Annotated in this window: 18 protein-coding genes; 11 read left to right on the forward strand and 7 right to left on the reverse strand. The window is 39.1% G+C overall.

The window, feature by feature from the left end; all coding sequences use genetic code 11:
- Positions 1-13: 13 nt before the first annotated feature.
- A complete protein-coding gene (gene gnd / locus NQ185_RS05840; RefSeq protein ID WP_257580655.1) occupies positions 14-1,432 on the forward strand; it encodes an NADP-dependent phosphogluconate dehydrogenase in 1,419 nt (472 codons plus the stop codon).
- A gap of 21 nt (positions 1,433-1,453) precedes the next feature.
- Here the strand turns inward: gnd and NQ185_RS05845 are convergent, their stop codons facing one another.
- Entirely contained in the window at positions 1,454-2,635 is a 1,182-nt protein-coding gene (locus NQ185_RS05845; RefSeq protein ID WP_257580656.1) for an ROK family protein, read from the reverse strand.
- Positions 2,636-3,026: 391 nt separating this feature from the next.
- Between NQ185_RS05845 and NQ185_RS05850 the strand changes: the two genes are divergently transcribed.
- Positions 3,027-4,484, forward strand: a complete 1,458-nt coding sequence (locus tag NQ185_RS05850) for a gluconokinase (protein ID WP_257580657.1) — start codon at positions 3,027-3,029, stop codon at positions 4,482-4,484.
- A 14-nt stretch (positions 4,485-4,498) separates the two neighbouring features.
- Here the strand turns inward: NQ185_RS05850 and NQ185_RS05855 are convergent, their stop codons facing one another.
- Both NQ185_RS05855 and NQ185_RS05860 read right to left on the reverse strand, forming a co-directional pair.
- Complete coding sequence (locus NQ185_RS05855; RefSeq protein WP_257580658.1) at positions 4,499-5,629, reverse strand: ROK family protein; 1,131 nt, start codon at positions 5,627-5,629, stop codon at positions 4,499-4,501.
- A gap of 295 nt (positions 5,630-5,924) precedes the next feature.
- Positions 5,925-7,205 (reverse strand): DegT/DnrJ/EryC1/StrS family aminotransferase, encoded by a 1,281-nt coding sequence (locus NQ185_RS05860; RefSeq protein WP_257580659.1) that lies wholly within the window; start codon positions 7,203-7,205, stop codon positions 5,925-5,927.
- 147 nt (positions 7,206-7,352) lie between these two features.
- On the opposite strand from NQ185_RS05860, the gene NQ185_RS05865 reads away from it, so the two are divergent.
- A complete protein-coding gene (locus NQ185_RS05865; protein ID WP_257580660.1) occupies positions 7,353-8,174 on the forward strand; it encodes a polysaccharide deacetylase family protein in 822 nt (273 codons plus the stop codon).
- 765 nt (positions 8,175-8,939) lie between these two features.
- Here the strand turns inward: NQ185_RS05865 and uraA are convergent.
- From uraA to NQ185_RS05880, 3 genes are all read right to left on the reverse strand, one after another.
- Positions 8,940-10,220, reverse strand: coding sequence for a uracil permease (gene uraA, locus NQ185_RS05870; protein ID WP_257580661.1), 1,281 nt, complete (start codon positions 10,218-10,220; stop codon positions 8,940-8,942).
- 436 nt (positions 10,221-10,656) lie between these two features.
- Positions 10,657-11,892, reverse strand: coding sequence for a peptidase T (pepT, locus tag NQ185_RS05875; RefSeq protein ID WP_257580662.1), 1,236 nt, complete (start codon positions 11,890-11,892; stop codon positions 10,657-10,659).
- A gap of 104 nt (positions 11,893-11,996) precedes the next feature.
- Complete coding sequence (locus tag NQ185_RS05880; RefSeq protein ID WP_373370786.1) at positions 11,997-12,290, reverse strand: winged helix-turn-helix transcriptional regulator; 294 nt, start codon at positions 12,288-12,290, stop codon at positions 11,997-11,999.
- A 174-nt stretch (positions 12,291-12,464) separates the two neighbouring features.
- Between NQ185_RS05880 and NQ185_RS05885 the strand changes: the two genes are divergently transcribed.
- Both NQ185_RS05885 and NQ185_RS05890 read left to right on the forward strand, forming a co-directional pair.
- Entirely contained in the window at positions 12,465-13,301 is an 837-nt protein-coding gene (locus NQ185_RS05885; protein WP_257580663.1) for a VOC family protein, read from the forward strand.
- Between the two features lie 19 nt (positions 13,302-13,320).
- Positions 13,321-13,929 (forward strand): nitroreductase family protein, encoded by a 609-nt coding sequence (locus NQ185_RS05890; protein ID WP_257580664.1) that lies wholly within the window; start codon positions 13,321-13,323, stop codon positions 13,927-13,929.
- Between the two features lie 142 nt (positions 13,930-14,071).
- Here the strand turns inward: NQ185_RS05890 and NQ185_RS05895 are convergent, their stop codons facing one another.
- Positions 14,072-15,439 (reverse strand): helix-turn-helix domain-containing protein, encoded by a 1,368-nt coding sequence (locus tag NQ185_RS05895; RefSeq protein WP_373370783.1) that lies wholly within the window; start codon positions 15,437-15,439, stop codon positions 14,072-14,074.
- A gap of 203 nt (positions 15,440-15,642) precedes the next feature.
- Between NQ185_RS05895 and NQ185_RS05900 the strand changes: the two genes are divergently transcribed.
- The 6 genes from NQ185_RS05900 (at position 15,643) to NQ185_RS05925 (ending at position 22,303) form a co-directional block, all read left to right on the forward strand.
- Positions 15,643-16,659 carry an NAD-dependent epimerase/dehydratase family protein gene (locus tag NQ185_RS05900; protein ID WP_257580666.1) on the forward strand — a complete coding sequence of 339 codons (1,017 nt, stop codon included), beginning with the start codon at positions 15,643-15,645 and terminating at the stop codon, positions 16,657-16,659.
- The gene (locus NQ185_RS05905; RefSeq protein WP_257580667.1) at positions 16,660-17,712 is read left to right on the forward strand and encodes a dihydrodipicolinate synthase family protein; all 1,053 of its coding nucleotides are present in this window, start codon (positions 16,660-16,662) and stop codon (positions 17,710-17,712) included. It begins immediately after the preceding gene.
- A gap of 170 nt (positions 17,713-17,882) precedes the next feature.
- On the forward strand, positions 17,883-18,992 hold the full coding sequence (locus NQ185_RS05910; RefSeq protein WP_257580668.1) for a Gfo/Idh/MocA family protein: 1,110 nt from the start codon (positions 17,883-17,885) through the stop codon (positions 18,990-18,992).
- Between the two features lie 86 nt (positions 18,993-19,078).
- Positions 19,079-20,434 (forward strand): ABC transporter substrate-binding protein, encoded by a 1,356-nt coding sequence (locus NQ185_RS05915; RefSeq protein ID WP_257580669.1) that lies wholly within the window; start codon positions 19,079-19,081, stop codon positions 20,432-20,434.
- A 65-nt stretch (positions 20,435-20,499) separates the two neighbouring features.
- Positions 20,500-21,456, forward strand: coding sequence for a carbohydrate ABC transporter permease (locus NQ185_RS05920; protein WP_257580671.1), 957 nt, complete (start codon positions 20,500-20,502; stop codon positions 21,454-21,456).
- Position 21,457: 1 nt separating this feature from the next.
- On the forward strand, positions 21,458-22,303 hold the full coding sequence (locus tag NQ185_RS05925; RefSeq protein WP_257580672.1) for a carbohydrate ABC transporter permease: 846 nt from the start codon (positions 21,458-21,460) through the stop codon (positions 22,301-22,303).
- The last annotated feature ends 14 nt before the right edge of the window (positions 22,304-22,317 follow it).

The following is a 22,317-nucleotide window of genomic DNA, read 5'->3' on the forward strand; positions in this document are numbered from 1 at the left end:
GGAGGAAATAAAATTGTCGAAACAACAAATAGGCGTCATTGGTTTGGCAGTTATGGGGAAAAACCTTGCTTTGAATATTGAAAGCCGGGGATATTCCGTTGCCGTTTTTAACCGTTCTTCTGAAAAAATGGAAGATTTCATGCAGAATGAAGCGAAGGGTAAAAATTTTGTCGGTGCCTTAACGATAGAAGAGTTTGTAAATTCATTGGAAAAGCCACGTAAAATTTTATTAATGGTAAAAGCGGGAGCTGCCACTGATGCTACGATCGAATCTTTAAAGCCGCACTTAGAACAAGGCGATATTTTAATCGATGGTGGAAATACATTTTTCCAAGATACCATTCGTCGCAACAAAGAATTAAGTGAAGCGGGGCTTCATTTCATCGGTACAGGAGTTTCTGGTGGGGAAGAAGGGGCGCTTACAGGTCCTTCTATTATGCCAGGAGGACAAAAGGAAGCGTATGATTTAGTTGAACCAATCTTCCAGGCAATTTCTGCCAAAGTAAATGGAGAAGCTTGCAGTACATATATAGGGCCAGACGGAGCGGGTCACTATGTGAAAATGGTTCATAACGGGATTGAATACGGCGACATGCAATTAATTTGTGAAGCCTATTTTATTATGAAAAATATTTTAGGCCTGAATGCAGACGAGTTGCATGAAGTATTCTCCGACTGGAATAAGGGCGAGCTGGATAGCTACCTCATTGAGATTACAGCTGATATTTTTGCAAAAACAGATGAGGAGACTGGTAAGCCTTTAGTTGACGTGATTAAAGATACGGCTGGTCAAAAAGGTACGGGTAAATGGACGAGTCAAAATGCATTAGATTTGGGCGTTCCACTTCCGCTCATTACAGAATCCGTATTTGCACGCTTTATTTCTGCAATGAAAGATGAGCGCGTAGAGGCAAGCAAAGTATTGAACGGACCAGAAACAGCCACTTTTGAAGAGGATAGAAAAGAGCTGATTGAAGCGGTTCGTAAAGCATTATATATGAGTAAAATTTGTTCTTATGCCCAAGGGTTTGCACAAATGCGAGCAGCTTCAGAAGAATATAGCTGGGATTTAAAATACGGTGATATCGCCATGATCTTCAGAGGCGGATGTATCATTCGTGCGCAATTCTTGCAAAAAATTAAGGATGCGTATGATCGTGATTCGAACTTAGCGAACTTAATGCTTGATCCATATTTTAAAGAGATTGTTGAAAGCTACCAGCAGGCTCTTCGGAAAGTAATCTCCATTGCGGTTGAACGTGGGATTGCAGTTCCTTGTTTCTCAAGCGCAATTGCTTATTATGATAGTTATCGTACTGAAACACTGCCTGCCAATTTATTGCAAGCGCAGCGTGATTATTTTGGTGCCCACACGTATGAGCGCCTTGATAAGGAAGGTATATTCCATACTGAATGGATGGATAATAAATAAACATAACAAAACCCGGGAGAATTATTTCAACCGGGTTTTGTTTATGTTTATTTGCAAATTCAGCTCTGGAATTTGTAAGAATTTTTTTATTGAGAAGGCACAAGCTCCCATGACGCAAGCTTGCTTACCTAGTTCGGAAATAAGCAGCCTGCCATATTGGCTAATATTTGAATTTAGGCGACTTTCAATTTGTCTTATTGCGTCTGGATTTAAACGCAGCAGCTCAGAATTTAGTACAATGATTTCAGGATTATACATGTTAATGATATTATTCAATCCGATTGCAATGTATTTAATTAGCTGCTCCATTTGTTCGCTTACGTCTTTGTCTCCGGATTTTAACCAAGACTGGATATCATAGTAATCTGCATTGGAGCGGTTAAGGTTTTCCCCTAATTGCTTAAAAAAAGTAGCTTCGGATGCATATATTTCCCAACATCCTTGATTGCCGCAAGCACACGTTTTTCCATCTGGTACCACAATCATATGCCCGATTTCACCTGCATAACCATGGAAGCCTTGATGGATTTCACCGTTCATGATCATTCCTAAGCCAATTCCAGAATGCATAGAGATGCTGATAACGTTATTACTCTTATTATGCTTGAACACTTTTTCTGCAAAAGCGGTCAAGTTTGCATTATTTTCTATGAAAACAGTCACATCCGCCTTTTTCTCAAGGGATTCTTTTATATTTTTGTTACGCCATTGAAGATGCGGGAAAAAGAGGATTTTTTCATCCTTCGATACAAGTCCGTGAATACCTACGGTTACACCAATTAGTCCAAAAGTACTTCCTTGGCACTTTTTTTTAATATCAATAATATACTCGATTAGAATTTCAAGTATATCATCATAATTTCTTGTTTGTAATTGTACGATTTCAATATGGGTAGGAAAGCCAAGCATATCTGATAATGTAAAAATGATCTGATTCTTATCAAGGTCAATCCCTAATGCATATCCAGCTTTTCTATTTAAAGAAAGAAGGATAGGTCTTCTGCCCAAATTATTATGTTCAAGCTGTTCCTCAATCAGTAAATTTTCTTCCAATAAGTCAGATACCTGAACAGATACAGTTGCTTTATTCAAGCCTGTAACTTTGGATAAGTCAGCCCGAGATATCTTGTTATATTCAATTATTTGACTCAAAATCAAGCCTCTATTTAATTTCTTTATATAGGCTGCATCGCCAGTAATCATATTGATCCCCCTGTTAACAAAGATAAAGCGTATTCACCTTTTCAAACATTCTTCTTTCTATTTAAATACAGTAAATACTTAAGCTCTTAATCTATTATTAATTGACGGCTTGATTATGGTAATGATATTCTATTTGTGTTTATTTGACTGGTAAACAAATGTGTTGTGAAGATATGAAAGTGGTTTCATTACCTTATTAAGTATGTAAAAATAGATTATGAGGATTTATAAAACAAAATTTCTAGGATTTCTCTTTAAATCATACCATAGCATTATGTCTTTACCACTATATTTCGAAAAAAATGTCGATTTTTGTCTGTCAATGTCATATTTGCTGAGTGGATGAAAAAGAATTAAAGCCTATTTCAATAAAAGAAAAGGAAGATGTTATATGTCCAGTGATTACATAATCGGACTAGATCTCGGAACGACGAGTGCAAAAGCTGTTATTTTTCATTTGAATGGAAAGGTTAAATCTGAAGGAGAGCGTTTAATTACAACAAATTATCCAGAACCAGGATGGGTGGAGCAGGATCCATATGAGATTGAAAGTCTGGCGATAAAAGCGATTAGAGATGCAATGGAGAATGCAAAACTTAGTAAAGAAGAAGTCAATGCTATTGGGATTTCTTGCGCGATGCATTCCCTTATTTGTGTTGATCAAGATGGAAATCCTTTATCTAATGCATTAATTTGGTCAGATGGCAGGAGTAGTCAACAGGCCGAAAGGTTTACTGAACAGGAACGGCAAGAGTTATTTTTAAAAACAGGGGTACCCATTCATCCGATGACTCCTTTTACTAAATTATTGTGGATGAAAGAAACGGGGTTTGAAGCATATAGACAAGCAGCCTACTTTATGTCAGTAAAAGAATTTTTGCTTTTTCGTTGGTTTGGGGAAAGAGTTGTTGATTATTCGATGGCATCTGCAACGGGCCTATTTAATCCTACAATCTTGAAATGGGATGAAACAGCGGTGGAGCTGGCCTCAGTAGATGAAAACCAGCTATCTAAAGTTGTTCCTCCAACATACATCTTGAATGGTTTGGATAAAAATGTTGCAAATAATATGGGTTTGTTGCCGGACATTCCAATGGTGATTGGAGCGGCAGATGGCCAGCTTGCTAACCTAGGCATTGGCGCGATTTTACCAGGTGAGGTGGCGATTACGGTTGGAACAAGTGGAGCCGTTCGCCAGTTTTCTAAGGGAGTTCGAATTAACGAAAAGCGAGAGACGTTTAGCTATGCATTTTCAGATGAATATAGCATCATTGGCGGTCCGTCCAATAATGGCGGCATCGCTTTGCAGTGGTTAAAGGATCTCTTAAATAATCAAGATAGCTATAGCGATTTTATAGCAATGGCGGGGCAGGTTGCACCTGGCGCGGATGGGATTATTTTTCATCCGTATATTAATGGTGAAAGGGCGCCAATCTGGAATCAGCGCGCGACTGGAAACTTTTCAGGCTTGTCCATCACCCATAAGCAAGAGCACTTCATCCGGGCTGTCCTTGAAGGAATCACATTTAATTTATATCAAATTGAAAGGGCACTAAGTAGACTTGCGGGAGAACCGTCCAAAATATACGTGAACGGTGGTCTTGCTAGATCACCTCTCTGGCTGCAAATGTTAGCTGATATTTTTGGGAAAGAGGTCTATGTAGCGGAAACCCATCATAGTTCAGCGTGGGGCGCGGCATGGACAGCGTTGGTCGCAATTGGGAAAGCAAATTCGTTTGATGAGATCAAAGACAATATCCTGTTGGGAGAGCCGATTGTGCCGAACGCAGAAACACATGTGACATACCAGAACATTTATAAGGAATATATAAAAAGAAGCCGCGTCTGACTGGATGCGGCTTCTTAGAGTCTAGAGATAAAGTTGATTTTTGCAAAAGTTAAGGCACCGATTATTCCTTGTTGCTGCCCAAAACTATTTTCTTCTAAGCTTAGAGTGAGGGTGGCGAAGCGGTTGGCGCGTAAAATAATGGTCCGCTTCGTTTCTTCAAAGAGAAGGGGAAGGGCATCAAAAATCGGTCCTCCAATATAAATGGCACTCGGATTAAATAAATTAACGACATTGCTAAGGGCGATTCCAAGTGCCCTCCCGGTATCAATGCAAATTTCGATAGCAATTTTGTCGTTGCTTTCATAAGCCTCAACGATAGAGGCATATTGACCTTTGCGTTTCTTATATTCTATTTCAAGCATGGGAAAAGTAATAATATTTTCCAAGCATCCATAATTCCCGCATAAACAGCGTCCGGCGTTTTCGTCAGCAGTAATGTGGCCGAGTAAACTGGAAACATTGCTTGATCCTCTTAGTAATTGGTCGTTGATCATTATTCCGGACACGATACCAAAACCAATTTGAACGGAGATAAAATCTCTGGTTTCCTTCGCCTTCCCCAATGTTTTTTCGGCAATTGCCATCATACGACCGCCTTCATCGAGGAAAATAGGGCATGAAAATGTTTGTTTGAAAGTATCAATGATTTGAATATCGTCCCAACCTTTACGATTAGGAATATTTAAAATCGTTTTTTGTTCCTTGTCGACAAGTCCGGTTACTCCAATCCCAATCGCGTCAATATTGCTAGGTAGGATTTGCGTGTTTCCCAAAAACAGAACGAGCCTTTCCAAAAGGGCTTCGCCTTTATTTTTATAATCGTCTAATTCAGCCATGAAAAACTCTTCTTGATGTAAAATTTCCATGCTATTGTTTGCTAATGCGAATCGTACAAGGTAACCCCCAATATCTATACCTAAAAAGGTAAACTTTTGAGGATTTGAGTATAACAATACTTCTTTTCTACCCAAACCATTGCTAATTCGCTCACCTTCCATAATAAATTGTTCATCTATTAACTTTTTAGTGATTTTGGTAATACTCGCTTGAGACAAATCGGAAATTTCAGAGAGTTGTTTTCTAGAAATCCCATTATACGTTGTTACGAGACTGAGAATTTCCTTTTCGGATGTGGTGTATTTCATAGGGAAAAGTCCTTTCGATCTGAGCTAGTTATGATTATACCAAAAGAAAAGCGGAAGCGCCTTGCCCATCGACGTACAGGCCCACAGGATGTGGGTCAGTCGACGTCGCGACAGGAAGTGGCGGCTCTTAGTCGGCGTTCCCTCTTCGGCCGCAGGCAGAGATAAAGGAAACATGACGAGGGACGAGTCTGGCTTCCTTACGCAAAAGAGAAGGACAGGAAGTTTGCTAGTCGATAGGCGCTGTAGCTAGACAATAAAAGAAACCCAGTGACACTAGGCCACTGAGTTGAAGCATTTACTGAGGTATTTCCATTCGTTCATTCATATGTTTTGCAACCTTTTTTATGGCTGCAATTGCATCCTCGCAATCTTCTTGAGTCAAATTTTGATGTAGAGAGATACTGATTGAGCGTGCTAATAAATCTAAAGTATTCGGGCACATGTCTTTTGAATACTGAACATTCCCTTTATAGCTTTCGCATGTCCACGGATTTCCTTTTTCGCTGGCACCGCGCTTATCCAGTACATAATCCCAGTTGACATAAATATGACGATCGGCAATGCCGTTGTTATAAATGGTCCCATTCGGGATGCCTTCCGCATTTAGTAAATCTGCAAAAGTTTTAGCTTCCTCTGTATCAGATAAATAGAAGATTAAGCTATATGAGACGTCACCTTCAGGGTCGGGGACTCTTTGTAAATGAATGTTGGGAATATCTTTTATTCCATCGACAATCGTTCTTTTAACTTGACGAAGCTTTGAAATGACGGAATCAATTTTTTGTGATTGGGCCAATCCTAGTGCAGCGTTTAGTTCGCTCATTCGATAATTTTCACCCGGGAAGGACTCCACATTTTCAAAAAGTTTTGTTCCCCAATAGCTTAAGGCTGAGTCGTGATAGATGCTTGCCCGCGTATAAATGACGTCATCATTTGTAGTGACGAGCCCACCTTCTCCAGCAGTCACAACTTTATATTGTTGGAAACTAAAGCATCCCGCGGCTCCCATTGACCCTAAAGGTTTTCCCTTGTAAAAACCGCCATTCGCCTGTGCCACATCTTCAATCACAATAAGATCATGTTTATTGGCGATCTCCAATATTTTGTCCATATCACAGGGTATTCCCTTCATGTGAACAGGGATGACTGCTTTAGTATGTTCTGTGATTGCGGCTTCAAATGCATTTGGATCCATCGTTAAACTATCATCGACCTCGACAATAACAGGAACAGCACGTGCAATTAAAACCGCAGCTGCCGTTGCAATATACGTATAAGCAGGGATGATCACCTCATCGCCAGGTCCGATTCCAGCGCCTACAATGGCGGAGACGAGAGCGGATGTGCCGGAGTTTACAGCAAGAGCATGTTTTACATTTGTACGCTGCTTATATAAATCTTCCAAGCGTTTAGCTTCAGAATCGGCAAGTTGTTCATGGTAAAAACGGAAAACCCTTTTCTTTTCTAACACACGAAGGACGTATTCTTTTTCTAACTCATCAAATTCCTCGGAGCTAATAAATTCCGGCGCCCAAGGCTTCGTTCGAATTGGAGTACCACCTTTTTCAGCTAACATTAAAATTCCTCCTTTTTCAATTAATTTCATGAGTAAATTATATGATAGAATGAATTAGCTGTAAACTCGTTTTCTTTAATCCATTCATATACATCATCATAAATATTTTATATAATTTACTAAATGAAGTAATAGGGAGTGCTGGATATGCCAAAATTTTTGATTGGATATGATGTGGAATCTCAAGATGACTCAACAGAAATATTTTTAAAGGCAGCATCCGAAGTTCATAAAAATCTTGAAGCGAAAGCGAGCATTTTCGTTGTAGGAAAAACATTGGAGAAAAACGTTGCAACTTCTCAAGAGACTTTAAATGCAGGTTACCTGGAATTCCATCAACACACTTATTCACATGTGTTATTAAAAACGGTCATTCAGGAAAATGAGGAAGGTATAACAATTTTTCCGAGCGGTACTTTTGAAGAAGTATGTGAGGAAATCAGTAAAGGGCAAAGGGTACTACGAGATCTTTTAGGTGTTGAAGGAATCGGCTTTACGGCTCCTTATAACTATTATCGCGGTTTAAGCGATCGCTTAGATTTGCTGGAAGTTCTACGTGGAAATGGAATTAAGTTTGTCCGATCCGCTGGCCGCAATGAGCGTGATTGGCAGCCTGTTCCTTTTGAATGGCAACCGTATTTTTATGAACCGCAAGGATTTCCAGAAATATTGGAATGTCCTCTGCATGGGTGGCAAGATTGCATTGCAAGGGAAAAACTCGGCTGGAACAATATTGAAGAATACATTAAATGGGTAAAAAAGGACATTGATTACGCAAGTGCGAACCAATTAGATTTTGTCTATTGCAGCCACGATTGGAGCAGTATTCGCCACGACCCTAAACTAGACCATATTGCGGAATTGATTATATACGCTAGGGAAAAGGGGATGGACGTGACGAATTATTCTACGTACTACGAGAAGAAGCTTGCGGAGCAACAAGATAAACAGAAGCTCCGAAATGGCTAGTAGAATTGCAAACCTGCCATAGTCGGGTCGTCTAATAGAGTGGCCGAAACATCTAATAGAATGCCGAATCGTCTAATAGAGTGGCCGAAACATCTAATAGAATGCCGAATCGTCTAATAGAGTGGCCGAAACATCTAATAGAATGGTCGAATCGTCTAATAGAGTGCCTGAAACATCTAATAGAATGGTCGAATCGTCTAATAGAGTGGCCGAAACATCTAATAGAATGCTGGATCGTCTAATAGAGTACCTGAAACATCTAATAGAATGGTCGAATCGTCTAATAGAGTGTCCGAAACATCTAATAGGATGGTCGAATCGTCTAATAGAGTGGCCGAAACATCTAATAGAGTGGTCGAAACATCTAATAGAGTGCTGAATCGTCTAATAGAGTGCCTGAAACGTCTAATAGAATGCTGGATCGTCTAATAGAGTATCCGAATCATCTAATAGAATCACTTAAACGGCGAAGCCAGCCAGGTAAATAGCTAATTCATTCAAATATGATAGCAAAACGATCTGTACAAAATGAAAAACCCAAAATGAAAGCCTAAAATTCTTACAGCAAACAAAAAACCCCTGAAGTTCGAATTCCTCTTCAGGGGTTTTTTGTCGTCTAGCTCCAGCGCCTATCGACTAGTGGATTTCTATGTTCCTTCCTACGATAAGGAAGCCAGATTCGCCCAAGGGCTCATCGTGTTTTCTTTATCTCGTCAGGAACTACGAAATCCATACGCCGATGATCAGGCGCTTGCGCATTTGTTATTAGTCATTCGTTAATTTTAGTTTTTCAAGAAGCTTGAAGAACAAGCTTAGTATGATCGCAACGATTGTCGCAAGACCCATTCCTTTTAACTCTACGGAACCGATGTGGATAGTGGCTCCACTGATACCAATTGCTAAAACTACACATGTTAAAATGATGTTATTTGAAAGGCTAAAGTCCACTTTTGCTTCAACTAACATGCGTAGACCGCTGACGGCGATAATTCCGAAAAGCAGCAATGAAATTCCACCCATAACTGGAGTTGGGATTGCTTGGATTAGGGCTGCTAATTTTCCGAAGAAGGATAGTACTACTGCAATAACTGCTGCTCCTCCGATAATCCAAGTGGAATACACTCTTGTAATGGCAAGTACTCCGATATTTTCCCCGTATGTTGTATTCGGTGTTGAACCAGTTAAGCTTGATATGATTGTTGAAATACCATTTCCCATAAGGGAGCGGTCAAGGCCGGGATCTTTAACTAGATCTTTTTTAACGATATTGCCTGTAACGATGAGATGTCCTATATGTTCTGGCAGCAGGACAAGGGCTGCTGGTAAAATAACGATAATGTCAGACCAATTAAATTTGATTTGATAAAAAGTTGGAAGGGCGAGCATGCTTGCGTCCTTCACACTGGAATAATCAACTAATCCCGCAAAACCAGCGATGATATAACCGGAAACAATTCCGAGCAGGATTGGGATGATTTTTAAGAATCCTCTTAATGTGACCCAATACACGATTGTAAGTCCTAAAGTAAGCAATGAAACAGTAATCATTTTTGGATCTGGTGACCATGTAGCTGGAGCGTCCGCTGGTTTTAATAGTCCTGCCATTCCGGCAGCTACAGGAACTAGCTCCAATCCGATAACTGCCACAATTGCTCCCATGGCAGCTGGAGGGAAAATGACGTCAATCCAGGTTGTGCCTGCTACTTTTATAATAAAGCCTACTAACAGCAATACGATACCAACAACTAGGAATCCGCCGAGAGCGTGGCTATATCCTTCCTCACCAGTATATCTGCCTAAAACAACCATCACTGGTGAGATGAACGCAAAGCTCGATCCGAGATAAGCTGGTATTTTTCCTTTCGTGATAAATAGATAAATTAGTGTTCCAATCCCATTCATAAGCAATACGATTGCTGGATTTACTCCAAACAATAGAGGAACTAATACTGTAGAACCGAACATCGCGAATAAGTGCTGTAAGCTTAAAGGCAAACTTTGTAATAATGGTAAACGTTCGTCTACTTGGATTTCTCTGTTTTTCATCCGATATCTCTCCCTTTTTATTGATCTTTTAATCAGATTTTCGTGTCTAGCTACAGCGCCTATCGACTAGTGGATTTCTATGTTCCTTCCTACGATAAGGAAGCCAGATTCGCCCATGGGCTCATCGTGTTTCCTTTATCTCGTCAGGAACTACGAAATCCATACGTCGATAAACAGGCGCTTTCGCTTTTCATGCTATAGGACAAAATAAAAAGCACCTTGTCCTAAGCTAGGCAAGGTGCATAATAATCGGATGATAGAGTCATCTGTATGCAGAATTTACGCATAGTATTAGTATGCGCATGCAACCTTGTCAGCCTCACGGGACTGTTTTAAAGGCAATCTGATTCATTTGTCTTATGTATTATTACAGGAGCTAAAAGATAAGTCAATACCTTTTTAGTATTTATCTGCAATAATTTTACAAAAATATTTTCTATTCTGCACGTTCCTCAAATAATTTACAAATTTCTGCAATGACGTGAACTGCTTTTTCCATATTGTCGACAGAGATAAATTCATAAGGCCCATGGAAATTTTCTCCGCCAGTAAAAATGTTCGGGGTTGGAAGCCCCATATATGATAATTGTGAACCATCTGTACCACCTCGGATAGGGGAGACAATTGGCTCAATGTCAAGATTCTTCATGGCGTCAGATGCGATGTCGACAATTTCCTTTACTGGCTCAATTTTTTCTCTCATGTTGTAGTATTGATCGTTCATGTCGATAGCAATTCGGTCTTGTCCATATTTTTCACGTAAATCTGCAACAATTTTTTCAACAAGTGCTTTTCTTGCTTCGAAATTTTCACGCTCAAAATCTCTAATAATGTAGGCAAGTTTTGTTTCTTCAACATCACCTTGAAACGAAAGTAAATGATAGAAACCTTCGTATCCTTCTGTTAACTCAGGAGCTTCGTCCGCAGGCAATGCGCTGTGGAATTCCATCGCGATTTTTGCTGCATTCACCATTGTTCCTTTTGCTGTACCTGGGTGGATATTCGTTCCTCGGAAAGTCAGCTTCAGCCCAGCGGCATTAAAACTTTCATATTGTAATTCGCCAATTGGTCCGCCATCCATCGTATAGGCATAATCGGCATTGAATTTTTCAACATCAAACTTATGAGGTCCACGGCCAATTTCTTCGTCGGGAGTAAAGGCTACTCGAATTTTTCCGTGTTTGATTTCAGGATGCTTGATTAAATAATCCATAGCTGTCATGATTTCAGCAATTCCAGCTTTGTTATCAGCTCCTAAAAGAGTCGTTCCATCTGTTGTGATAATCGTATGTCCGATGTAATTAGATAGTGAAGGGAAATCTTTCTTTCCCAGAACAACATTTGCAGCCCCGTTCAACACAAGATCGCTTCCATCGAATTGTTCAATAATTTGAGGATTTACACCTTTGCCAGTAAAATCAGTCGCTGTGTCTACATGAGCTAGAAAGCCGATTGTGGGTACTTTTTTCTCTGTATTTGCAGGAAGCGTCGCCATTACATAGCCGTTTTCATCAATTGATGCGTCCGTCATTCCAATAGCTTTCAATTCCTCTACGAGTTGATTCGCTAAGGTTAGTTGCCCTTCTGTTGAGGGGCATGTAGTACTATTTTCATCTGATTGGGTATTAATTTTTACATATGAAACAAAGCGTTGGATAATTTCATTTTTCATTCTAATTACCTCCCGGTGTTAATAACTACATATTACGAAATTCGAAGGGTAAAATAAAGAAGCCGGCACTCCCGTTAAGGGAAAGCGGCTTTTCTCAACTTTTCTCAATTAATTTGCTCTTCTTTTTCAATTTCTAGCCAATTCTCGCCCCATTTTTCTATTTCCTTCATTAAGGGTGCTAAAGCTAATCCTTTATCAGTTAAGGAATATTCAATCCGTACGGGGGTTTCTGGATATACTTGGCGTTTTACGATTCCTTCTTGTTCCAGGTCCTTTAATCTCTCGGATAAAACTCGGGCACTGATGGGCATGGCGGATTCGACTGAACAAAAACGCTGGGGTCCATATAAAAGCTGGTGAATAATTAACCCTGTCCAGCGTTGGCCTAATATACTCATTGCTTTTTCAAACTTTGGGCATAACACATTATTCAAAATACTCACCTCGCTAATTAGATTATATCACTTGCGTTACTAAATACCTATCATTTCTTAAATGTTGCCTTATTTGACATTATAACATAATTATAGTAAAGTTACTTACATAAAGTAAGCGGGAGGGGGATAAAGTTGATGCAGTCCACTATCATTAAACAAGCCGTACTCACGGTCCAAAATCTTGATAAAACAGTAGCGTTTTATGAAAAAATTCTTGGATTTAAAGTTATTGAAAGAACAAATGAAAAAGCAACCGTATCGGCGGATGGAGAAACTGGTTTATTGGTGCTTGAACAAAATCAGAGTGCAGCGCCCCGGAACCCAAAGGCCACTGGCTTATACCATATTGCGTTTCTATTGCCTGAGCGTTCACATCTTGCAGATATTGTACATTATTTTATTCAAACACGTTATCCTTTGCAAGGGGCTTCAGACCATCATGTAAGTGAAGCATTGTACATGGCTGATCCTGAAGGCAATGGGATTGAGATATACATTGACAGGAATCCTGAAAAATGGAGATGGCACGAGGGACAGGTTTATATGACGACGGAAGCACTGGATATTGAGAATCTTCTTAAAGATGCTACTGAAACAGGCTGGAAAGGGATGCCTGAAAAAACTGTCATCGGCCACATCCATTTGCAGGTTGCAGAACTTGAAAAAAATCGTGAATTTTATTGTGACGGTCTTGGGTTTGATGTTGTCCTTCATTACGGTTCCCTAGCCCTGTTTATTTCAAAAAATAAATATCATCATCATATCGGGTTAAATACATGGAATAGCAAAGGTGCTCCTGCACCAGCTAAAAATAGTACTGGACTCAGAAATTTCACATTAGCTTTGTCTAATGAAGAAGAAATGCAAAAAATCAAACAACAATTGGAAAAGTTAAATGCTTCATTTTCTTTAGAAGAAGGGAAAGTTATAACGAGGGACCCATCGGGAACAGAGATTGTTTTAGAAGTGTAAATAAAGGGGAGAAAATGTAATGATTCAAACATCGCAAAATTTTTATACAGCAGTTGAAAATAGACGTTCAATATATGGCATCAGTAAAGAAGCTGTTATTTCAGATGATCGTATTGAAGAAATTGTAGCAAAAGCTATTAAACATGCCCCATCAGCTTATAATTCACAAAGCGGACGAGCTGTTATTTTACTTGGAGCAAATCATGATAAATTGTGGAATATTACAGAAGCAGCTTTGAAGGAAAAGGTTCCTGCAGAGAATTTTAAACCGACTGAAGAAAAAATGGCTGGCTTCCGGAATGGCTATGGTACTATTTTATTTTTCGAAGATCAAACTGTAGTGAAATCCTTACAAGAAAAATTCCCGTCATATCAAGAAAGAATGCCTGATTACTCATTGCAATCATCAGGGATGCTCCAATATATCGTTTGGGCGGCGCTGGAAGTAGAAGGGTTTGGAGCTTCGTTGCAGCATTATAATCCGATTATTGACGAGGCGGTCCAAACAATATGGGGCATACCTGAGAACTGGAGACTAATGTCGCAAATTCCATTTGGAAAACCAACGGCAGGTCCACGTGAAAAACAATATAATAGCGTGGAAGAAAGAATGAAAGTATTTAAATAATACACACAGATCCGAATTTAGCACTGGCTAATATTCGGATCGTTTTTTTTTTACTTGAATTGAGGTAGGATTTACGTCGAGCCGCAACAAACAAATATACACTCCCCCCAACCTATCAAATAGAGTTTCTTTTTCCGTAACTTTATAAAGCATTTTCATCCATTACAAAGTTCAAGCGATAAATACGGCGTGGTCTTCCTTTATGGGTCACTTTTTCCTCACCGATAATTTCCACCAATTCGGCGTCCATTAATTTTAGTAAGATCCGATTTGCGCTTCTCACTGTAATTTTTAAAGTAGATGCCAAATCCTGTGCCGTATAATCATATTTCCTATATCTAGCTACGCGAGCCATTAGTCTTGTCATATATGTAGCTGACATTCCGGCTGTCTGAGCTTTGTCTAATAACTCTGCATCAGTAATGGCTAAATCATATCTTTCGTATTGCGTATGAGAAGTAATTTCTACGGGGCCTAAAACACTACGGTCCTCGCGAACGATATAGCAGACATCTCCGCCGACCTCTTTAGATTGTCGGAGGGCTAAGCGAGCGTGAGTCCCTGCCTCTGCGGCGGTCATACCGAAACCAATGCCAATACAAAGAGAGATTCCAAGTTTGTTTTTTGTATCTTGAAGTAAGGGGATAAATTTATATCCTCTTGTTTCTCGTTCGAAGATTCCTCTTGTTGTGATAAATAAATATTCCTCCCCACCTAGAATCGTAAGGTGGCCGTCAAGTAACTTCGTATAGTCGAGGAGCATTTGATGAGTACTTAATTTTAATAATTGGACATCATGTTCCGAAGTGAACTTATCCATCCTGCCTTCCAAATTGTCAACATTAATTAAACCGAACACAATTTGCGCTTCTTTATTTTTTCGGGCATCTGTCGCCAAAAGTGCGCGTTCTAAGGAAACAATCATGTCCAGTTTAGTTGGTGTCACCCATTCGTGGGGTATGCCCATTTCTTTGAGTTGACGCGAAACTTCTTGAATGCCAGTAAGTGGGATGGCTGCTCGCTCTTGATAGTTTTTTGCATGAAATTGGACAATTTCTTTAATTGATAGAATAGAAGAATTGTTTTTATAAACAATAAGTTCACAAGCTTCTTCTTCGAGTTCTATCAGAATTTGTTCAACATATTTTACTTCAACTGTATCGACCGATAAATGTTCAAGATTGAATGTGTTTTTTACTAAGAACAATGAACGGTATAAGCCTGTACCCATTAAGGGTACATGATGTACAGGTATGTTAAATTCATATTCCTGCTTGGCCATATTGTACAAATGATATTCCGTAAACAATAAAACATCTATGTTTTTTAAGAAATCATCAGGAATATTGGGGCTTATACAAGAAGAATCAACATTGAAATAGGAAGCCTTAAAGTTTGGAAATGACTTTAAAGCTTCTTTGGTTAGTTGATCTAGTTCTTTTGGACCGACAATTCCAATAAGAACCTCTGATTCATTGCGTCCGTTATTCTTATTTGACAACGATTTCACCACCTTAATAAACGGATATGTCCTTTTATCTATTATCTTACTTTTTAAATAAGGGGCTGTCAAAGGTTATTGTGTATAGTGTTAAGAAGGTTTTATTAATGGACCATTTAAAGACTAATATAAGACTTGTCTTTTAAGAAACGTATAATACAATAGTGTACAAAGTGGTTTTCAGAATTTGATGAATTTCTTGAGGTGATGAATTGAAAACAATTGCGGAGTTAGAAAATTTTATGACGGAACCTTCAGCACGGCTCCTGCGTGATATTGCGCTTATAGATGGAGATATATTAATCCTTGGTGTTGGTGGAAAGATGGGACCAACATTAGCGAAGTTGGCAAAGAGAGCGGTTGATAAGGCTGGCATAGAAAAAAAGGTAATAGGGGTATCGCGATTTTCATCTGGTAGTTTACGAGATGAATTGGAAAACTGTGGTATTGAGACGATAGCAGTTGATTTATTGGATGATCATGAACTTCAATCGTTGCCTGAAGTTAAAAATGTAATTTATATGGCGGGTAATAAATTTGGAACAGTAGGAAATGAACATTTTACTTGGGCAATGAATGCTTATTTGCCAGGTAGAGTTGCGGGTAAATTTTCTAACTCGCGAATTGTCGCCTTCTCTACGGGGAATGTTTATCCTTTAACAAAGACAGTAAGAAATAATTGTTCGGAAGATTCGGCAGTAAATCCGATTGGTGAATATGCACAATCCTGCTTAGGCCGTGAACGTGTGTTAACGTATTTTTCACATGTAAATAAAACTCCAATGCTTTTGTTTAGGCTAAATTATGCAATAGATTTGCGCTATGGTGTTTTATTGGAAGTTGCAAAACAGGTGTATGGTGAAGAAGCGATAGATCTTACAATGGGCAACGTAAATGTCATATGGCAAGGGGATGCAAATGAATATGCCATTCGTTCTTTGCTTCATTGTGATACACCTGCAAAGGTGCTAAATGTGACAGGGCCAGAAACACTATCCATTCGTTGGCTAGCGGAAGAATTCGGCAGGCGATTTGGAAAAACGCCAATTTTTGCGAATGATGAACAAGATTTTGCATTATTAAATAATGCAGCAAATGCACATCAATTATTTGGATACCCAAAAGTGACAATTCAACAAATGGTTGATATGGTGGCAGATTGGATATCCAATGATGGTGATACAATCAATAAACCCACTCATTTTCAAGAGCGGGAAGGTGCATTTTAAATGTTGAACTTAAATGTGAAAAAACGTCTGCATGAGGGAACTGTCATACCTGCACATCCATTAGCCTTGACAGAAGATAGACGCCTTGATGTAACCCGGCAACGAGCTCTTACCCGATACTATATTGATGCGGGGGCAGGTGGAATTGCAGTTGGTGTACATACAACTCAATTCGAAATTAGAGATCCAAAATACGGCCTTTATGAAGAAGTGTTGACTTTAGCGATAGAAGAGATTAAACAAGCAAGGGCAGCTGACTCTTTTATTAAAATTGGCGGGATTAGCGGAGCTTTGGAGCAAGCTATAAACGAGGCGACGTTTTTGAAAAATGTTGGATACGATTTGGGTCTGCTCAGCATGGGTGGCTTAGAATCATACTCCGAAGAAGATTTGCTTGAGCGCACAAAGGAAGTTGCCAAAATCATACCGGTATTCGGCTTCTATTTGCAACCGTCAGTTGGCGGCAGGGTGCTTACGTATGATTTCTGGAAAGCGTTAGCGGATATTCCGAATGTTCATGCTATAAAAATTGCGCCATTTAATCGTTATCAGACTTTAGATGTAATAAGGGCAGTTAGTCACTCGCGCAGAAATGAAGAAATAGCAATCTATACGGGCAATGACGACAATATTGTAAATGATCTTTTAACGACATATCGAATTGATGTGAATGGCAACAAGGTTTATAAACAAGTAGTCGGAGGGCTGCTTGGGCATTGGGCTGTATGGACAAAACAGGCTGTAGAAATATTTAATGAAATTAAGAACGCGCGAGAGACAGGTACTATATCGAGGGAATTGCTTATGCTGGGGCAGGAAATTACTGATGCAAATGCAGCTTTTTTCGATGCTGATAATAATTTCAAAGGATGCATTGCCGGAATTAATGAAGTACTTGCAAGACAAGGTCTTTTAAAAGGGAATTGGTGTTTGTCGGAAAATGAGAAATTGAGTCCTGGCCAATCAAGACAAATTGATCGGGTATATGCTGCGTACCCTCACTTGCATGATGATGAATTTGTAAGTTTAAACATGGAAAAGTGGTTGACGTAGTTAGAAACAAAAGCTTTTACGATATTTTTTGAAAACACACACAGTAACAATTAAAGACCATTTTAAGACTTGTCTTTTAATTAGGATGTTCATAAAATGAAAACATAGAATTTTTCGAATTTCCACTAATATGCCGCGAATATGAAAACGGTAACAAATGAGGGAGCTAGATGTGGGAGAACAAATTAGGAGTAGCAATTATAGGCAGTGGCGGGATTTCTTATGCCCATGTGGAAGCATATCAACAATTCGGCAATCAGTGTTCAATCAAAGCAGTTTGTGATGTGAGCGAAGAAAGAGCCGTTCGCTTAGCTTCCTATATTGGTAAAGAGGTAGAAATATATAAAAACTGTAAAGCCATTTTATCCCGTAATGACATTGATATTGTCTCAATATGTACACCCCCATTCACACATAAAGAAGTTGTAGTGGAGGCATTAAAACATGGAAAACATGTTCTTTGTGAGAAGCCGTTAGCTGCTTCCTTGCAAGAATGTGATGAAATGATCGCCGCATCAAAAAAGTATAATAGGAAGTTATCAATTGCGTTCCAAAATAGATATAAAAAAGACTTTTTGCAAGTTAAGCATGTTATGGAATCAGGAATGTTGAATCCAATTACTTTCAGTCAACTGAATGCACTGTACTGGCGTGGGGATTCCTATTACGAAGTAGACTGGAGGGGAAAATGGGAAACCGAATGTGGTGGTGCAACGATTAATCTAGAAATTCATTTATTGGATATTTTTATATGGCTCCTTGGCAAGGTTGATAGTGTCTATGCAGAAATGGAAACAATCTCCCATGATATCGATGTAGAGGATCTTTCAATGGCCATGCTGAAATTCGCAGATGGTTCTATTGGACAAGTCAATGGGACTTCAAGCTCAGTCATTAATACAATGGGATTTAATATTTCAGGCAGAAATAAAGGAATAAGCATCCCCATTATGTTCCATGCACTTAAAGAAAATGAGGGCGGTTTTCCATTGGAAGATAAGGATGGCCTAAAACAACTAGAAAAAAAGGCAAATGAAGTTCAAGGAGAATACCCTGGACATACAGGCCCAGTAAATGACTTATTCCAAGCTATCAAAGATGACCGGGAACCATTTGTGAATGGGGAGGAAGCAAGGCGGGTCATAGAGGTCATTACAGCCATTTATAAATCGGCGACTATAGGTGAAAGGGTATCATTGCCCATTACAAGTAATGATCCATGGTATACAACAAAGGGATTGCACCACTTTGTTAAAAAAGGAAGAGTAAGAAAGGTGTAAAAATGCAATTTTCTGGATTTGGTTTTTACGGCTAAATAGCTGTTTGAATATATTTGTTTAAAAACAAAAAAAGGGGAGGCTTTAATATGCAAGCATTAAAAAAGAAGTTGTACTTTACATTTATGTTAATTTTAATGATGAGTTTTATTATTGGGTGCAGCAGTAACGAGAAGACGAACGAAGGAAGCAGTGGGAAGAGTTCCACAGATGGGAAAAGTAGTGAAACAGCTAAAGGGGAAGATAATAAACCTGTAGAATTATCTTTCATTTGGTGGGGAGAGCAAGCGCGTCACGACCGCACACAAGAAGTTATTAAACTTTTTGAAGAGCAAAACCCGGATATTAAAATTAAAGCTGAATTTTCGGGATGGGATGGATATTGGGAGAAGATGGCAACACGTGCTGCCGGTAAAAATATGCCCGACTTGGTGCAAATGAGTTCTGCATATCTTGCTGAATATACTGATAGGGGACTTTTAGTGGATCTAACGCAATATATTGACAGCGGAATTATCAATTTTGATGATGTACAGCCTGCCCTAAAAGAAATTGGGAAAATAGGTGACCATATATACTCCGTAAGTTTAGGTACTTCTAATAGTGCTATGTTCTATGACCCGGCTATGTTTGAAAAAGCAGGTGTTCCTGAACCGAAGCCGGGATACACATATGAAGAAATGGAGGACATGTCTAAACAAATAAAAGATAGTTTGGGTGACGGTTATTTTGGAATTACAACGTTCAACAATTCCGAAGCTTTTGCGATATATTTAAGACAGCATGGACAAGACTTTTATAATGAGGACTTTACTGATCTAGGTTTTGACGATCAACTTCTAATAGATTATTACAGTTACTGGTTGGAATTAATGGATAATGGAATCTCTACTACGGCAGAAGATGAGGCTGGAATTCAAGGGTTGGAAGATTCATTCCTCGTCCTCGGGAAATCTCCAATGGCAGTTGGCCCGGCTAATACTTTAGCGGCAATTACAGAGGCTTCTGGAAGACCATTGAGGATGACAACCTATCCTTCCGTACCAAACGGGTTGCCGGGACAAACCGCTGGGACAGCTACACATCTATCAATCTCTGCAAATTCCAAGCACCCTGATGAGGCGGCAAGATTTATTGATTTCATGACAAATAGTCTTGAAGCGAATTTAATTTTAATGGCAGATCGTGGTGTTCCAATTTCTTCTAAGGTTAGAGAAGGAATGTCGCCTGAACTAGACGATATAACAAAACAACTATTTGAATATATGGATATGGTAGGAGATTATACAGTTGCTGCTCCTGTTATTGGACCAGCAGGCGGCGGTGAGATTACAGATTTATTTAACAGACTTTCTGACGCAGTAAACTATGGTGAATTGAAGCCTGAAGATATGGCAAAACAGTTTAGACCGGAAGCAGTCAGCATCCTGCAGAGCAACAATTAATAATAACAAAAGGGGGGACTTCCCCCTTTATATTATTCTACTAAAGCGAAGAGGAGGCATATAGGATGGAAGCTGAAACATCAGTGCCTATGAAAGAAAGCAATGTTCAATCATCGAAACTATCAAGGCCTAAAAAATCGAAATGGAAACAAGAGGCTGTTGCATATGCATTTATTTCACCTTATTTAATCGGGTTCTTGGCATTTACGCTTGGTCCAATGATTGCATCGCTTTATTTATCCTTTACAGATTATGATCTATTATCGAGTCCAAAATGGGTAGGGTTTGATAATTATAAGAAAATGTTTACGGCTGATCCAAGATTTTTGACTTCCTTAAAGGTTACTTTTCAATTTGCCTTTATCTCCATTCCTTTGAAGCTGGCAGCTGCTCTTTTTGTGGCATTGCTTTTTGCAAAGAATTTTCGGGGAGTTTCTTTATATCGCACCGTATACTATATTCCTTCCATTCTGGGCGGCAGCGTAGCAGTCGCAATTATGTGGAGGCAATTATTCGGTAAAGAAGGTGCCATTAACGGCTTTCTTTCCTATTTTGGGATTGAAGGCGTTTCGTGGATTGCGAGTCCCGATTACGCATTATATACATTAGTTCTCCTTGGAATATGGCAGTTTGGTTCACCAATGTTAATATTTCTAGCTGGATTAAAGCAAATTCCAAACGAACTTTATGAAGCAGCCGTAGTGGATGGTGCCGGAAAGATATCTAAGTTTTTTAATATCACAATTCCGATGTTGACACCAGTTATCTTTTTTAATTTAGTTATGGGGATTATCGGCGGATTTATGACTTTTACACAAAGCTTTCTTATTACAAAAGGAGGGCCGCTAGATCGTACATTATTTTATGCGGTTTACCTATATGAGAAAGGGTTCACACACTTTAAAATGGGATATGCCTCAGCAATGGCATGGGTGCTTGTAGCTATTATTGCCTTTTTTACAGCGTTAGTTTTCAAATCATCGGCCCTGTGGGTTTATTATGAGTCGGGGGAGGACAAGTAAAATGTACGCAAAAAGGAAATTTTCTTCAGAGTTCATTTTCCACTTTGTCATCATAGCGGTTGGAATCGCCATGATTTACCCAATATTATGGACAGTCGCAAGCTCCTTAAAACCGAAAACAGAAATTTTCCAAAATGTTACTTCCTTAATACCTTCTAAACTTATGTGGGAAAACTATGTGGAAGGTTGGGCTGGTTTTGGCGGTTATACATTTGGAACGTTCTTTTTAAATACTACAATCATAACTAGTGCTACTTTAATCGGGACATTATTTTCAACAACATTGATTTCATTTGGCTTTGCAAGATTGCAATTTCGTTTTAAAAGAACATTATTTACAATTCTCCTTGCAACAATGATGCTTCCAAGTCAGGTAACATTAATTCCCCAATATATCATATTTCACAAATTAGGTTGGGTAAACACATTTTATCCGCTTACGATTGGGGCTTTTATAGGTGGAAATGCATTTTTTATCTTTTTATTAGTTCAGTTCATTAAAGGGATTCCTAGAGAACTTGATGAAGCCGCAGTAATCGATGGAGCTGGTCCATTTGGCATCTTTTGGCGAATTATTTTACCTTTGACTAAACCAGCACTTGCGACTATATCCATATTTTGCTTTATGTGGACGTGGGATGACTTCATGGGCCCGCTGATCTATTTAAATGAAGCAAGTAAATTTACGGTTTCCTTAGGATTGAGGATGTTCTCTGATCCTTCAGGTATTACTAATTGGGGCTCATTATTCGCCATTTCTGTCTTATCAATCCTTCCTATTTTCCTTGTCTTTATATTTTTCCAAAAATATTTGGTTGAAGGAATTGCAACAACGGGAATTAAATAAACTCATAAAGTGGA

This window comes from Lederbergia panacisoli (assembly GCF_024626525.1).
In the GTDB taxonomy this organism is placed as follows: Bacteria; Bacillota; Bacilli; order Bacillales; family Bacillaceae_C; genus Lederbergia; species Lederbergia panacisoli.

Coding starts and splice junctions, on each gene's coding strand:
- NQ185_RS05845 (WP_257580656.1), bottom strand. CDS start 2,635: ATGATTACTGGCGATGCAGCCTATATAAAGAAATTAAATAGAGGCTTG.
- NQ185_RS05850 (WP_257580657.1), top strand. CDS start 3,027: ATGTCCAGTGATTACATAATCGGACTAGATCTCGGAACGACGAGTGCA.
- NQ185_RS05855 (WP_257580658.1), bottom strand. CDS start 5,629: ATGAAATACACCACATCCGAAAAGGAAATTCTCAGTCTCGTAACAACG.
- NQ185_RS05860 (WP_257580659.1), bottom strand. CDS start 7,205: ATGTTAGCTGAAAAAGGTGGTACTCCAATTCGAACGAAGCCTTGGGCG.
- NQ185_RS05865 (WP_257580660.1), top strand. CDS start 7,353: ATGCCAAAATTTTTGATTGGATATGATGTGGAATCTCAAGATGACTCA.
- uraA (WP_257580661.1), bottom strand. CDS start 10,220: ATGAAAAACAGAGAAATCCAAGTAGACGAACGTTTACCATTATTACAA.
- pepT (WP_257580662.1), bottom strand. CDS start 11,892: ATGAAAAATGAAATTATCCAACGCTTTGTTTCATATGTAAAAATTAAT.
- NQ185_RS05880 (WP_373370786.1), bottom strand. CDS start 12,290: ATGAGTATATTAGGCCAACGCTGGACAGGGTTAATTATTCACCAGCTT.
- NQ185_RS05885 (WP_257580663.1), top strand. CDS start 12,465: ATGCAGTCCACTATCATTAAACAAGCCGTACTCACGGTCCAAAATCTT.
- NQ185_RS05890 (WP_257580664.1), top strand. CDS start 13,321: ATGATTCAAACATCGCAAAATTTTTATACAGCAGTTGAAAATAGACGT.
- NQ185_RS05905 (WP_257580667.1), top strand. CDS start 16,660: ATGTTGAACTTAAATGTGAAAAAACGTCTGCATGAGGGAACTGTCATA.
- NQ185_RS05910 (WP_257580668.1), top strand. CDS start 17,883: ATGTGGGAGAACAAATTAGGAGTAGCAATTATAGGCAGTGGCGGGATT.
- NQ185_RS05915 (WP_257580669.1), top strand. CDS start 19,079: ATGCAAGCATTAAAAAAGAAGTTGTACTTTACATTTATGTTAATTTTA.
- NQ185_RS05920 (WP_257580671.1), top strand. CDS start 20,500: ATGGAAGCTGAAACATCAGTGCCTATGAAAGAAAGCAATGTTCAATCA.
- NQ185_RS05925 (WP_257580672.1), top strand. CDS start 21,458: ATGTACGCAAAAAGGAAATTTTCTTCAGAGTTCATTTTCCACTTTGTC.